General features: G+C 46.2%; 12 protein-coding genes and 1 other RNA gene. 1 reads left to right on the top strand and 12 read right to left on the bottom strand.

Going from position 1 to position 13,965, the window contains the following annotated elements; genetic code table 11:
• Window positions 1–4: 4 nt before the first annotated feature.
• Together HFD99_RS03030 and pdxR are read right to left on the bottom strand one after the other, a co-directional pair.
• On the bottom strand, window positions 5–235 hold the full coding sequence (locus HFD99_RS03030) for a hypothetical protein (RefSeq protein ID WP_123797404.1): 231 nt from the start codon (window positions 233–235) through the stop codon (window positions 5–7).
• Between the two features lie 88 nt (window positions 236–323).
• Window positions 324–1,799 carry a MocR-like pyridoxine biosynthesis transcription factor PdxR gene (gene pdxR / locus HFD99_RS03035; RefSeq protein WP_123797405.1) on the bottom strand — a complete coding sequence of 492 codons (1,476 nt, stop codon included), beginning with the start codon at window positions 1,797–1,799 and terminating at the stop codon, window positions 324–326.
• 116 nt (window positions 1,800–1,915) lie between these two features.
• Between pdxR and HFD99_RS03040 the strand changes: the two genes are divergently transcribed.
• Window positions 1,916–3,136 carry an aminotransferase-like domain-containing protein gene (locus HFD99_RS03040; protein ID WP_019688045.1) on the top strand — a complete coding sequence of 407 codons (1,221 nt, stop codon included), beginning with the start codon at window positions 1,916–1,918 and terminating at the stop codon, window positions 3,134–3,136.
• Between the two features lie 276 nt (window positions 3,137–3,412).
• Here HFD99_RS03040 and rnpB read toward each other — a convergent pair.
• The 10 genes from rnpB to glyQ form a co-directional block, all read right to left on the bottom strand.
• Window positions 3,413–3,811, bottom strand: an RNA gene (gene rnpB / locus HFD99_RS03045) — RNase P RNA component class A.
• Window positions 3,812–3,890: 79 nt separating this feature from the next.
• Window positions 3,891–4,457, bottom strand: coding sequence for a flavin reductase family protein (locus HFD99_RS03050; RefSeq protein WP_016821575.1), 567 nt, complete (start codon window positions 4,455–4,457; stop codon window positions 3,891–3,893).
• A 62-nt stretch (window positions 4,458–4,519) separates the two neighbouring features.
• A complete protein-coding gene (locus tag HFD99_RS03055; RefSeq protein WP_025365353.1) occupies window positions 4,520–5,635 on the bottom strand; it encodes a Nif3-like dinuclear metal center hexameric protein in 1,116 nt (371 codons plus the stop codon).
• A complete protein-coding gene (locus tag HFD99_RS03060) occupies window positions 5,611–6,372 on the bottom strand; it encodes a tRNA (adenine(22)-N(1))-methyltransferase (protein ID WP_025365354.1) in 762 nt (253 codons plus the stop codon). The genes HFD99_RS03055 and HFD99_RS03060 overlap by 25 nt, the downstream gene beginning before the upstream one ends.
• Window positions 6,369–7,208 (bottom strand): hypothetical protein, encoded by an 840-nt coding sequence (locus HFD99_RS03065; protein ID WP_016821578.1) that lies wholly within the window; start codon window positions 7,206–7,208, stop codon window positions 6,369–6,371. Before HFD99_RS03065 ends, HFD99_RS03060 begins: the two co-directional genes overlap by 4 nt.
• An 87-nt stretch (window positions 7,209–7,295) precedes the next feature.
• Window positions 7,296–8,429, bottom strand: a complete 1,134-nt coding sequence (gene rpoD, locus HFD99_RS03070) for an RNA polymerase sigma factor RpoD (protein ID WP_007431230.1) — start codon at window positions 8,427–8,429, stop codon at window positions 7,296–7,298.
• Window positions 8,430–8,471: 42 nt separating this feature from the next.
• A complete protein-coding gene (dnaG, locus tag HFD99_RS03075; protein ID WP_017428152.1) occupies window positions 8,472–10,346 on the bottom strand; it encodes a DNA primase in 1,875 nt (624 codons plus the stop codon).
• A complete protein-coding gene (locus tag HFD99_RS03080; RefSeq protein WP_016821580.1) occupies window positions 10,339–10,815 on the bottom strand; it encodes a YaiI/YqxD family protein in 477 nt (158 codons plus the stop codon). The genes dnaG and HFD99_RS03080 overlap by 8 nt, the downstream gene beginning before the upstream one ends.
• 122 nt (window positions 10,816–10,937) lie before the next feature.
• Entirely contained in the window at window positions 10,938–13,013 is a 2,076-nt protein-coding gene (gene glyS, locus HFD99_RS03085) for a glycine--tRNA ligase subunit beta (RefSeq protein WP_016821581.1), read from the bottom strand.
• Window positions 13,006–13,893 (bottom strand): glycine--tRNA ligase subunit alpha, encoded by an 888-nt coding sequence (glyQ, locus tag HFD99_RS03090; RefSeq protein ID WP_016821582.1) that lies wholly within the window; start codon window positions 13,891–13,893, stop codon window positions 13,006–13,008. Before glyQ ends, glyS begins: the two co-directional genes overlap by 8 nt.
• Window positions 13,894–13,965 lie beyond the last annotated feature (72 nt).

Below are 13,965 nucleotides of genomic sequence, written 5' to 3' on the forward strand. Positions count from 1 at the left end.
TTTCTTAACGCTTGGAACTGGTACGGACAGGCCGCTTTCCATAACTGCGAGTATGACAGCATGGGTCACCAGGATCCTTGACAACCACCGGAAATACGTGGTGGGGCACAGGTATAACATGCGCCTGATTAATAATTTCAATCGGATGAACAACAGGCACCACCTGTGGGTAAAATTGATGATTTACAAATTGGATCGGCGGGCACACAACCGGGTCGTAATGGCAATGACTCATAATGTGCAACTCCTTTCGGTGAATTAGTACAGCATATTAAGAAGGCGTATGCTGTGCTTGGATGTTTACCCCCTAATACATTTATCCCTTATAAAATAGGCTTTCGTTCCACAATGACCGAATGATCAAGAATTTCGCCTAACAAAGTACATAACTTGCGCAGACCTGATTTAAGTGTTTCCTTGTCCGCATACGAAAAAGAAATACGGATATGATTACTATCCATACCACCTGCATAGCACACCGCACCAGACAAAAAGGAAATGCCTTCACGGTCAGCTACCCGCTCCAATTCTGGAATATCCACCATAGAGGGAAGTTTAATCCATAGATTGAGACCACCTTCAGGAGCATACCAGGCAACCTCTGGCGGAGCATAGCGCTGGAGCGTATTCAATGCGACAGTTAGACGATCACGAATTTGTTCTCGCAATGAAACAAAATGCTGATCAAGTCGATTTCTGATAAAGGGTAGCAGTGCTTTTTGCGTTAATAGAGGGCTCCCCAAATCTGTAGTTGACTTGGCAGCCACTAAACGATCCATTACGCTCCCAGTTGCCGCTACACAAGCTATGCGGCAGCCGGGAGCAACGGTTTTGCTGAAGCTTTTGATATAGACAACATGCCCGGATTGATCATGCGCCTTGATAGAAAGCGGTGGTTTTGCTTTGTAATACAGGTCGGAAAATGGATCATCCTCAACAATGAGACAGTGATAACTTTGAGCCAGATCCAGTAATTGCGTGCGTCTGGCCACCGTCAAAGTTACGCCAGTAGGATTGTGGAAGGTAGGTATCGTATAGATCAATTTTGGGGGATGGGTATCACAGAGACGTGTCAAAATATCAATCCGCATCCCCTCCTCGTCCATCGGAATCATAATTACTTTAGCACCACGACTAGTGAACACATCAATGGCCCCAGTATAGGTAGGAGCTTCCATGTAGACCACATCTCCCGGGCCAACAAACGTACGCGCCACCAGGTCAATCCCCTGTTGAGCTCCGCTGGTCACAAGCAGTTGCTCTGCCACTGTAGGTATACCACGTTCACTCAAGTGGTCTGCGAACACTTCTCTTAGTTCTAAATCACCTTCAAAAGTCCCATATGCAGCCATTACATTGGAATTTTCAGAGGATAAACGTTGAGTATCTGCGATGATTTCGCGCGTGGGAAGAAGCTCCGGTTGTATTGCGGCTATATGAAAAGAATAGGTAGCCTTTCGGCTGTGGTTAAAGTTTCTCCATAATTGTGCGCGCGGCAAATAATCGATGAGCGACATCTGCCAAGACAAATCCTGCGCCCCCTCACGATAAATCGGTACTGAAGCTTCCGCCACATAGCAACCTTTTCCCTGTGTGCACGTAACCAAATTCATGGACTCTAGCTCGGCATACGCCTTGCTTACAGTTACAGGACTCACTGCAAGCAGACTGGACAGATGACGGATAGAGGGAAGCTTCGTACCCTGAGGTAGTAGCCCTGACTGAATGCGATCCGCTAATGTTTTGGTAATCTGTAAATATAATTTGACACTGCTGTTGCGGCTGAGATCAATATGCATCGGAACCCTTCCCTCCAAAAATCAACTGTTACATTTAGACGTTTACTGTTATACTTCATTATCGATATAATACAACAAATTTCTTAGCACAGTATAGAACACAGGAGATGATTGGATTGGAATACAAATTTTCGGGTATGGCTCGTACTCAGGGCTCGTCCATGGTAAGGGACATTTTGAAGCTGACACAGGGAACAGATGTATTATCTCTCGCAGGTGGCCTTCCGGCCGATGCCTTCTTTCCCGTCGAAGCGGTTGCTAAAGCCTATGAGCGGGTATTCCGCCTCGGCGGTACTACCGCACTTCAATACGGCCTAACCGAGGGATACATTCCTCTACGGGAACGTCTGGCAGCAATCATGTCATCCCAAGGCATCTCCGTCACCAGAGATAACATCCTCATGACAACAGGCTCGCAGCAGACCATTGATCTAGTTTCACGTGTGTTGCTTGATCCGCAGGATACTGTATTGGTGGAGTCCCCTACTTATTTGGCTGCTCTTCAGGTATTCAATTCCTATGGCGCTAACATTGTAAGTGTAAATACAGACGCTAACGGTATGCAATTAGATGATCTTGAGGCCAAAATCAAACTGCATCAGCCAAAATTTGTGTATGTCATCCCTACCTTCTCTAACCCAGCAGGAAGTGTATGGAGTATGGAACGCAGAACAGGCGTTGTTGAGCTATGCCGTAAATACGGAACTTTAATTTTTGAAGACGATCCTTACGGGCGACTCAAATTTGATGAGAACCTTAACTTCCCATCCCTATTTTCTATTGATCAACAGCTAGGTGGCGACGGTCATGTAATGTACACTTCTACATTCTCTAAAACTGTCGCTCCAGGTGTTCGCTCTGGATGGTTGGTAGCTGATCAAGCGATCGTCGTTAAGACCGCGAATGCCAAACAATCTGCTGATTTGCACTCCAGCAGTATTGACCAGCGTGCTTTGAATGAACTGTTGGACTTCTTTGATTTGGAGGGACATATACGTACCGTGTCCGCTGAGTATCACACTCGTATGCTGCGTCTTACATCGTTAATGAAAGAACGCCAATGGGAAGGAATCACTTGGAATGATGCACTTGGTGGCATGTTTATGTGGGTTACCTTACCTGAAGGCTTCCGTTCTGAGCAGTTGCTGCAACTCGCGATTCAGGAAGGAGTCGCATTTGTGCCTGGACAAGTTTTCTATGCTGACCTGAGCGGCAGCAACCATATGCGAATCAACTTCACGCATACCGATCCAAGCCTGCTTCCAAAAGCAGTTGACCGATTGGATCGGGCGTTGAAGATGTATATGGAGGAAAATGTAGTAAGAAACGCGCGTTAATAGAGTGCTGATTGCAAGTCTCATCCTCGCACGTTTATACGACACAGGATTTGTAAGTCAAAAAAACAGAATGAAGCCTCCAGTGCTATGCTGGGGGCTTCATTCTATAAATGTACGGATTTTGCGCAATCCGGCTGTGCATTAAAAAGGGTGCTTCATCATTCCCACAGGAATATGACGCACCCTTTTTAATGCAATAAATACATTTGGATTAAAGATTTCTCATGCAAACAGGTTATTAATAAAATAGATTCATACATTTTAAGGTGTTGCAGTGGGGAAAGTTTTCCGTAAGCCGGGTTCTGTGCTATTCGTGGTACAGACGGGAACTACCCTCCCACTAAAAGCGACAATCATCTATCTAGGCCGAACATTGCTATCCAGCTCCAGCGACCAACCTAGACACACCTCGGGCTAAGGCTGCTTCGCGAAGAAGCTGTGTCCCTTTAGGTCTTGCTCCAGATGGGGTTTACCAGGAACGAAGTCACCAGCGTTCCTCGGGGTCTCTTACACCTCGGTTCCATCCTTGCCTGTGCCGCAAGCGGCCATCGGCGGTCCATTTCTGTGGCACTATCCTTCAACTCGCGCTGACTGGACGTTATCCAGCATCCTGCCCTATGGAGCCCGGACTTTCCTCTCGTGGCTTACGCCACCAGCGATTGTCTGTTAAACTTTCCGAACAACATTACATAGTATACAGGGAACGCGTGCATGATACAACCCTGAAAATATTGTAAATTATAGAGCACTCTTTTTACTTGCTCAAATAAAACGGATGTACCTTTCTCTGTAATGAATCATCTGCCACGTAATAAGCAGACCTTCCCACGTATAACGGAATTGAAAGCTTACTAAAATCAGGAACGTCCTCATCTAGGAATAGTTCATCATCCCGGTAGGTCTGCTGTATTTCGCCGACAATCCAGTCATGATCTCCGTAAGTATGAATATCCACTACTTTACACTCATAAGCGAGATACGCTTCCAGCAATATAGGCACATCCACTGAAATTCCGTCTTCATATGCAATCCCAAACTGCTGAAACTTATCTACATCTCTACCACTAAAGGTACCTACAGCCTGAATCCATTCCGATCTGTGCGCAGGCAGAAACTGAACACCAAAGCCTCCGCTTTTCTTAATCAGTCCGTAAGAATACGTTTCCTTCCTCAATGAAATGCCATACATGCCCGGTGATGATCCGATATATGTATGCCAGCCTGAGGCCATTACATTATTTACTCCCTCATAACGGGAAGTAACAATTGCAACCATGCCTGGATAGGCATGAATCGCAGAATCGGCTATCATCGTTCGCATACAACCTCTCCCTACGAAAAAATGTAATAGTACGCCTTTATTTTCTCATAGATGTGAAGGTTTTACAAAAATTGAAAAGGATCGGTGTCTACTTCAGATACATATACTTCCGTTGAGTATCGACCTTCTGCCAAGCGTTTGCGCATCCATTCTGCGGTTTTAGGCTTCATAATCTTTTCTGCGTTATGTCCAGGGTCAATAATAGCAATGCCGGCCATCAGGGCATCGTGAGCCGTGTGATAGTCGATATCCCCCGTCACTAATACGTCAGCGCCTTTAAAAAGCGACTTATTTACATAGCGACTGCCAGAGCCTCCAAGCACGGCTGCTTTTTTGATCCTACGGTCCAAGTCACCCACCACACGTACATGCTCAACGTTGAGACCGTTTTTCACAACATCTACAAACTCCCGCAACGTGCGGGCTTCCTTGAGCTTGCCCACTCGTCCCAATCCAAAGGTACGGCCTTTCAAATCCATAGAGTAAAGGTCATAAGCCACCTCTTCATAAGGATGAGCCTTCAGCATCGCTTGGACAACTTTATTGCGTACACCCTGCGGTACAATAGTCTCAATACGAACCTCTTCACTACGTTCCATTTTACCTGGCTCACCCAAAAACGGCTGTGTGCCTTTACCCGGTACAAAAGTTCCATAACCATCGATGTTAAAGCTGCAATGGCTGTAGTTACCGATATGTCCAGCTCCCGCATTCAGTACGGCATCCAGTACACGTTGATGATGTGTTTTGGGTACGAAAACGACAAGCTTAAATAATTGCTCGGTGTGAACATCCTCCAGCGTACCTTCACTTTGAATACCCAGTGCTTCTGCCATCCAATCATTCATGCCATCCTCTGCCGTATCCAGATTCGTATGACTGATGTAGACAGCAATATCATTCTTGATCAGCTTTTCATACAATCTGCCTGCAGGCTGGTCCGTGTTCAAAGCTTTAAGTGGGCGGAATATAATCGCATGATGCGCAATAATGAGATCAGCTTTTATGCGGATCGCCTCTTCAACAACCTCATCATTGACATCCAGGGCTACTAATATGCTTTTGATTTCCTTTTGCAGGCTACCCAGTTGAAGACCAATTTTATCGTCTGGAACTGCCAAGTATTTCGGAGCCAGCTGCTCCATATAGCTAATTACTGTCTGTCCTTTGGCAAACATGCAAGTACCTCCTTCAGCTGTTCAATTTGCTTGCGCAATTGCTCCTGCTTATGCTGCGCGGATGCCTGATCTGACCGTGCCACTTGCGCCAGCACATCCTGAAGCTTGCGAATCTCCAATTGCCATTTAGAAAAAAAGATTTCATTGGGTGCTTTGACCAATAACGGTCCGAGTAGTATCAACAAATCCTCTGTCAGCACCAGCGAACTACCAGGAAGTTCCCATGGCCGATACAGCTCGTCCTGTTTCAGTGCGCTTTCGGAAGCAGGTACTGCTGTCAGAACTTCATATATTTTACCGTCTTCTTCCATAATATGTTCGTTTATTAATACCCATTGATGCTTGATTAGCCAGCGTCGTAAAATATCCTCGCCTACGTTGGGCTGTAAAACAAGCTGTTTCACTGAAACAAGCTTGTCTTTCCCTTGCTCCAAAATGGAAGCGATCAAGGCACCACCCATGCCCGCTATCGTAATAACATCTACCTCATTGACCTTAACTACAGCCAAGCCATCCCCTTTTCTAACCGCAATGCGATCTGTAAGGCCTGCTTCAGCCACCTGCTTTTGAGCCGCACGCAATGGTCCATCGTTGACCTCACCCGCTACGGCTTGTGATACTCTGCCAGAGCGCACTGCAGCCACAGGGAGTAATCCGTGATCCGAGCCAATATCAGCCAGTCTGCTACCGGCAGGAATTTGTTCCAAAATATATTGTAATCGCTGAGAAAGTTTCATGACGTCACCCACGTAATCCATTTTTTTCGAGTCCAAAATAAAATCCCTACGACAAAAGCCAACTTCAGTATGCTAAAAAACATCACTTCGCCTGCTGCTTGATGGCGCAGGACGACCGTGTCTGCTTCCGCCATAAACACAAGGGTCAGTCCTATAGTAAAATAAACCAACGCGAGACGGGGAAAGCGGCGATGTACCCACCAGCTTAATCCAATCAACAATACTGCGTGTAAAATCCAAAATACCTCAAGCATCACTAAAGTAGCTGTAGGCCAATAGCGGCCTATAAGCACCGCATACACTAAAAGCAGCCCAGCAAGACCACAGTAATGAAGCAAGCTGATGCGCAAAGTTAATCCTACGAGACACCATATCAAACCGCACAGGCCCACCAGCACTAGAAACCAAACCTTAGCTTCACCCTGATGAAGCTGAATGATCCATACACCTGAACCCAGCATAATTGCACTGCCTAAAGTGCTCAACATTGCACTCATACTCTTTTCGGAAGACCGCCAAACCGCGGCCATTCCATAGCAAATGGCAGTAACTGCACTTGCCGAGCATATTTGCATTGCCAACGGAAAAGCGGTAAAATAAAAACCGATCAAACAAATGCAGGAAATAATGACAAAACCAAGAAGCCAGGCGATCCCATGCCCGTGTCTAAGATATGTAAGCAGCCCAGTGTTGTTACGGTTCTGGCTTTGTGCCGGATTTTCATCGTCCCGATACAGGTTGGATAGAAAATCGCAATATTGCTCAGGGAGCAGTCGACTCTGCCGCCAATGCTCAATTTCATGTAACAGTATTGTCCGTTTTTTCTCCTGGTCCAAGCTTCTTCCCCTCCACCAAGGCTGCCATGAGATAAAAAAAGACCTTCTGCGCGCTTCAAGCCGCAGAAGGTCCGCAATGTTACGCTTCTATTCGAGGAAATCCTTCAGTCGCTTACTGCGGCTTGGATGGCGCAACTTACGCAGCGCTTTGGCCTCAATCTGACGAATACGTTCACGTGTAACACCGAACACTTTACCCACTTCTTCAAGAGTTCTGGTTCTTCCGTCGTCCAAACCAAAACGGAGACGCAAAACATTCTCTTCCCGTTCGGTCAACGTATCCAGTACATCCTCGAGTTGTTCCTTCAGAAGCTCATAGGCAGCTGCGTCTGCAGGCGCCAATGCTTCCTGATCCTCAATGAAATCCCCCAGATGTGAGTCATCCTCTTCACCAATTGGTGTTTCCAATGAAACCGGTTCTTGGGCAATTTTCATGATTTCCCGTACTTTTTCCACGCTTAGCTCCATCTCGGCAGCCACTTCTTCCGGCGTAGGTTCGCGCCCCAGCTCTTGCAACAGTTGACGCGATACACGAATTAGCTTGTTGATCGTTTCCACCATATGCACCGGAATACGGATCGTTCTAGCCTGATCGGCAATTGCGCGTGTAATCGCCTGACGAATCCACCAGGTTGCGTACGTACTGAATTTAAAGCCTTTTTCGTAATCAAATTTTTCTACTGCCTTAATCAAACCCATATTACCTTCTTGAATTAGATCTAGGAAAAGCATGCCACGACCAACATAACGTTTGGCAATACTTACAACCAGGCGCAAGTTAGCTTCAGCCAACCGACGCTTAGCTTCTTCATCGCCGTTATTGATCCGTTTGGCAAGCTCCACCTCATCATCAGCAGAAAGCAGCGGTACACGACCGATTTCCTTCAAGTACATCCGGACTGGGTCATTAATTTTAATACCGGGAGGCAGGCTCAGATCGTCATCGAAATTAAAATCATCCCCGTCATTGTTTTCCGGGTCGTCATTTTGACGCAATCTGGTAACTTCTTCGTCGTTGTCATTTACAACCTCAATCCCCAAGTCACCCAGCTGCTCATAAAACTCATCCATTTGCTCGGGGTCCTGATCAAACGGCGACAGTTTTTCCATGATATCTTTGTAGTTCAGAGAGGAACTTTTTTTACCCAACTCAATCAGTTGATCTTTGACCTGATCCAGTGTTAATTCCGTCTCCAGTTCAGTATGCTGATCATTCGCCATCTTTCGACTCCCTCCTCCTAGAAACATCCGACCTCTGTGTGTTCATTGTCTCTCTAGGGCTATAATCTCACTTGCAATTTGTGCTGCACGCAAAAAATCACCTAAGCGCTCAGCGGTTCTCATTTCTTCCCTTTTCAAATCCAGTTGCTCCTGCAATGGAAATTTTCGCACTTGACGAATATAATCATCCAAAATGTGCGGTGCCCATACGCCTGGAGCATCCATCATCATGATCGAACTTACGTTCTTCTCCAGTCGGTCGTCTTGCAAAGATGAAATAAAACGGCTTGTATCCGGTAACTTCCCTTGCGCGTAATAGGCATATAGATAAGCAGCAATTGCTGCATGATCCTCAATATTAAAGGCGTCCCCCAGATGCTTCTCTACATACTCTGCAGCTTCTAAATCCTGCATCATCCAGTGAAGCAGCCTACGTTCAGCCACATGGTAAGCCGGCAACAGATTGGGCGTAGAAACCTGCCCTTTTTTATGCCTACCATTATTCCACCCATTTTCGTTATTATCCCCAAAGTTCTGTTTTTTTTGCAGGGTTTGGCGGAGTAAATTGCATTCTTGCTTTAAGGTTTCAAAATCAACCTTGACTTCGGCTGAAACTTCGCGCAGATACACTTCCCGCTCAGTCGGGGATGACAGAGGTGCAATGACATTTAATGCTTCGCGGGAATACGCGATTCTTCCTTCTTCCTCTTGCAGTATATGGTTTTTTTTCAGATATATAAGCTTAAATTTCACCGTTGAAACAGCACTTTCGATAATTTGGCGCTGAAATCGTTCGGCGCCGTATTGCCGGATAAAATCATCCGGGTCCATACCGTCGCTGACCAACGCTACTTTTACGTGAAGTCCCGCATTTTCCAACAGCGGAAAATTTTTAAGCGCTGCCGCTTGTCCTGCCCGGTCACCATCATAACAAATAATAACCTCGTCGCACAGTCCCTTTAACATCGTAGCATGATGCTCCGTTAGAGCAGTCCCCATGGCGGCCACTCCATTTTGTACGCCAGCTTCCCATGCCGAGATGACATCGCCATAACCTTCAAAAAGAACACTTTGACGAAGCTTGCGAATTGAGGTTTTAGCATGATGGAGATTGTACAGCGTTCGGCTTTTGTTAAATAGCTTGGTCTCCGGTGAGTTCAAATACTTCGGCTGCCCCTCGCCAAGTATACGGCCCGCAAAGGCAATAACTTTTCCGTTTCGATTCCAAATGGGAAACATGATACGATCTCTGAATCGATCTACATATCCGTCACCCTCATGTCGGGGAGAAATAAGCCCTCCCTTCTCCATCTCGACAGGATCAAAAGAACGCTTCTCAAGAAACTGAACGATCGTATCCCATCGGTTGGGTGCATAGCCAATTTGGAATTGGTCAATGATCTTGTCACTGAATCCCCGTGAACGCAAATATTCCATGGCTGGTTTGCCGTGCTCCGTATTTTTAAGCAAAAAATGGTACATCTTAGATGTTAGTTCATACGCTTGCAACAGCCTGTCCAACTCAGGATGCTGATGCGATGAATCACGTCCCTGCCATTCGCCGAGCGGAATATGACTTTCTTCTGCCATTGTCCTGACAGCTTCGGGAAAGGATAGTCCTTCGATTTCCATCATGAACTTGATGGCATTGCCTCCCGCGCCGCAGCCGTAGCAGTAAAAAATCTGACGATCCGGTGTCACGGTGAATGAAGGGGTTTTTTCGGAATGAAAAGGACAGAGGCCTTTCATATATTTCCCCTGTTTGGTCAAATGCACGTACTTGCTTACCGTATCTACAATATCATGATGTTGTAAAACTGACTCGATGATATCGTCCGGTATGTTACCTTGTCCGGCACTCATATTAACCACCTTCATCTCTTTAGCACGTAAATATAATTCGATACCGTTATTCATTCTCCTGCAAGCGAAGTAAAAGTTTTGTCAGTTTATGTTGAAAAACTTCACGATCCTCTAATGTAAACGGTTTAGGACCTTTTCCATAACGTCCTTTTTTCCGTTCTTTGGCAGAAGTGTGGCGTCGGTCCAGCATGAAGTCTATCGAATCGTTTCGATACATCGTTCCGCGAAAAGACATCACTTCACACCCTTTTGCCAAGGCAAGTGCAGCAAGACCATAGTCGTTGGTTGTTACAATATCTCCGCAGCGGATATGATTGGCAATATAGAGATCGGCACTCTGGTCGCTTCGGTCTACTTTAACAACGCTTACGCCTTTGCTGCCCTGAATGAGATGATCATATGAAGATACCATAATAACGTCAATATGAAAACGGGAAGCTGTCTCTGCTATTTCACTTTTAACCGGACAAGCGTCCCCGTCAACAACGATCCGTATATCCGGGAAATTTCCGGACCCTCCCATGAACATCCCCCATCTCGCATCCGCATTCGAGTAAAATACGGAACGGCTGCAAGATCACTCTTACACCGTTCCGTATATTTATACCCATTTTTTCAAGTTGTTCATACTACCACAACCGACGTTTAAACTACAAGCTTGGAAAAATCAGCAAAACGCTTCAATTCTGAGTCAATAGCAGCCAGCAATGCCAAACGATTATTACGTACAGCATCATCCTCAGCCATAACCATAACGGAATCAAAGAACGCCGTCACCGCAGGAGTAATGGATGAAGCAAGCGTCAATGCTTGTGTCGCATCACCTTCCTGTAAAGCTGTACAATAAGACTCATAGGCGCCATACCATGCTTCATATAGGTTTTTCTCGCCCTGTTCCGTAAATTCACCCGTATTCACTGACTTATGAACTGCTTTAGCAGCCAAATTACCTACGCGATTAAAAGACTCGACTGTTGCCTTGAAGGCATCCCCTGTTTGTACAGCAGTCATTAACGCAGCTCCGCGGTTAACAACGGAAGCAACATCGTCATATCCAGCTGAAAGCACAGCATCCACAACGTCATAACGAAGTGTCTCGGACAATAGTTTCTTCACGCGTAATCCGAAAAACTCATGTAATTCTTTACGTATTTCATCTGCGGAACGTTTCATATTTCCAAAGTTGCTGTGCACATCAAGCGCGATATTGAACACATCAGACAACGTAGCCGAAAGCTTACGATCTAACAGGATCTGCACGATACCCGCTGCCTGGCGACGAAGCGCGTAAGGGTCCTGTGAACCTGTCGGAATAATGCCGATGGAGAAGCAGCCTGTAATGGTATCTATCTTGTCTGCGATACTTACAATCGCTCCAGCGTTCGTTGAAGGAACCGTTTCACCTGCGAATCGCGGCTGGTAATGCTCAAACACCGCTCTTGCCACTTCTTCCTTCTCTCCAGCCTTACGAGCATAATCTTCGCCCATAACCCCTTGCAGTTCCGGAAATTCATAGACCATTTGTGTTACAAGGTCAAATTTACAAATATCTGCTGCTCGGCTAACCGATTCCTGTGTATCTTGGGAAACACGTAGCTTCTCTGCCAGAGCATCGGCAATGCGGCGAATCCGGCGCACTTTGTCTCCAACCGTTCCCAGCTCTTCGTGGAAAACGATGCTTTCCAGCTTGGAGAGTGCATCCTTAATTTCCAGCTTCTGATCTTCTTCATAGAAGAATTTGGCATCAGACAGCCGCGCACGCAATACTTTTTCGTTTCCTTTTGCAATGACTTCCAGCGATTGACTGCCACCATTACGTACCGTAACAAAGTATGGCAGCAGCTTTCCTGTGCGATCCAGCACTGGGAAATAGCGTTGATGTTCACGCATGGAAGTAATCAATACATCCTTCGGAATGTTCAGGAACGCAGGGTCAAAGCCTCCGAACAGCACTGTTGGAGTTTCCACCAGATACAGCACTTCTTCCAGCAAATCGTCCTTGACCGCAATCGTCCAGTCTTTTTCGGCTGCAAGTGCTTCAATCTGCTTCACAATAAGCGACTGACGTTCCTCAATGTCCACAATGACATGCTGCTTGCGAAGTACTTCGACATAGTCCGCCGGGCTTTCTACAACGGCCTCCTGTCCAAGGAAACGATGTCCTCTTGTCACATTCCCTGACTGTACGCCAGCAATCTCCAAATTAACAATATCGTTGCCAAACAAGGCTACCAACCAGCGGATTGGACGAACAAATTTAAAGTCATAACTCGCCCAGCGCATAAATTTAGGGAATGTCATGGCATGTAAAATGTGTAGTAAACCTTCGGACAGCACATCTGCCGTTGGTACACCTATGCTGCTCTTGGTCGCGTAAATATATTCCACGCCTCCAAGTTCTTTGAACGTAAACTGTTCAGGATCAACACCTTGGCTACGAGCAAAGCCTAGAGCAGCCTTACTCCAGTTACCGGCTTCATCAAGTGCGATTTTGCGGGAAGGTCCTTTAACTTCTTCGTTAATATCTTCTTGCTTCTCTGCCACTTCCTTAACAAGTACTGCCAAACGACGAGGTGTAGCATAAGCCTCTACAGCACTGTAAGCAATACGCGAGCTGTCGAGCCACGCTGTCATACGTTCCTTCAACTGCTGAATCGCATTCGGGATAAACCGTGCAGGCACTTCTTCCAGCCCGATTTCAAACAATAAATCCTTAGACATTTGCCGCACCTCCTTTCTTCAACAGCGGGAAGCCCAGCTTCTCGCGCTCCTCTAGATAGGTCGCAGCGACCTGGCGCGCCAAATTGCGTACTCGTATAATAAAGCCAGTCCGTTCCGTTACACTGATTGCTCCGCGAGCGTCCAGCAAGTTGAACGTGTGAGAACATTTCAGCACATAATCATAGGCTGGGAATACAAGATGCTGCGCCATCGCTTTATTCGCCTCTTCTTCATACATATTAAAAAGAGTAAATAGCATTTTGACATCAGATACTTCAAACGTATACTTGGAATGTTCGAATTCTGGTTGATGGAAAACATCACCGTACGAGATTCCATTGACCCATTCCAAATCGAACACATTTTCCTTGTCCTGGATGTAGGAAGCAAGACGCTCCATACCGTAGGTAATTTCAACCGCAACCGGACTGGCATCAATACCACCCACTTGCTGGAAGTAGGTGAATTGGGTAATTTCCATACCGTCCAGCCATACTTCCCAACCTAACCCCCAGGCTCCCAGCGTCGGTGCTTCCCAGTTGTCTTCCACGAAACGAATATCATGCTCCAGTGGGTTAATCCCCAAACGGTTCAAACTCTCCAAATACAATTCCTGAATATTATCAGGTGAAGGCTTCAAAACCACTTGAAACTGATGATGCTGATACAGGCGGTTCGGGTTCTCACCATAACGTCCGTCAGACGGACGGCGAGAAGGCTCAACGTAAGCTACGTTCCACGGCTCAGGTCCAATTGAACGTAAATACGTCATCGGGTTCATCGTACCTGCCCCTTTTTCCGTATCATAAGGCTGTACAATAATACAGTTGTGTTCAGACCAAAATTGTTGCAGCGTTAAAATCATCTGCTGAAAATTCATGGGCACACGCTTCCTTTCCAATTCCCTAAAATGTTGGTGATTTCTAAACATTAAGCTCATATGTACAGGGCT

This window comes from Paenibacillus sp. EKM301P (assembly GCF_011800295.1).
Lineage (GTDB): Bacteria > Bacillota > Bacilli > Paenibacillales > Paenibacillaceae > Paenibacillus > Paenibacillus polymyxa.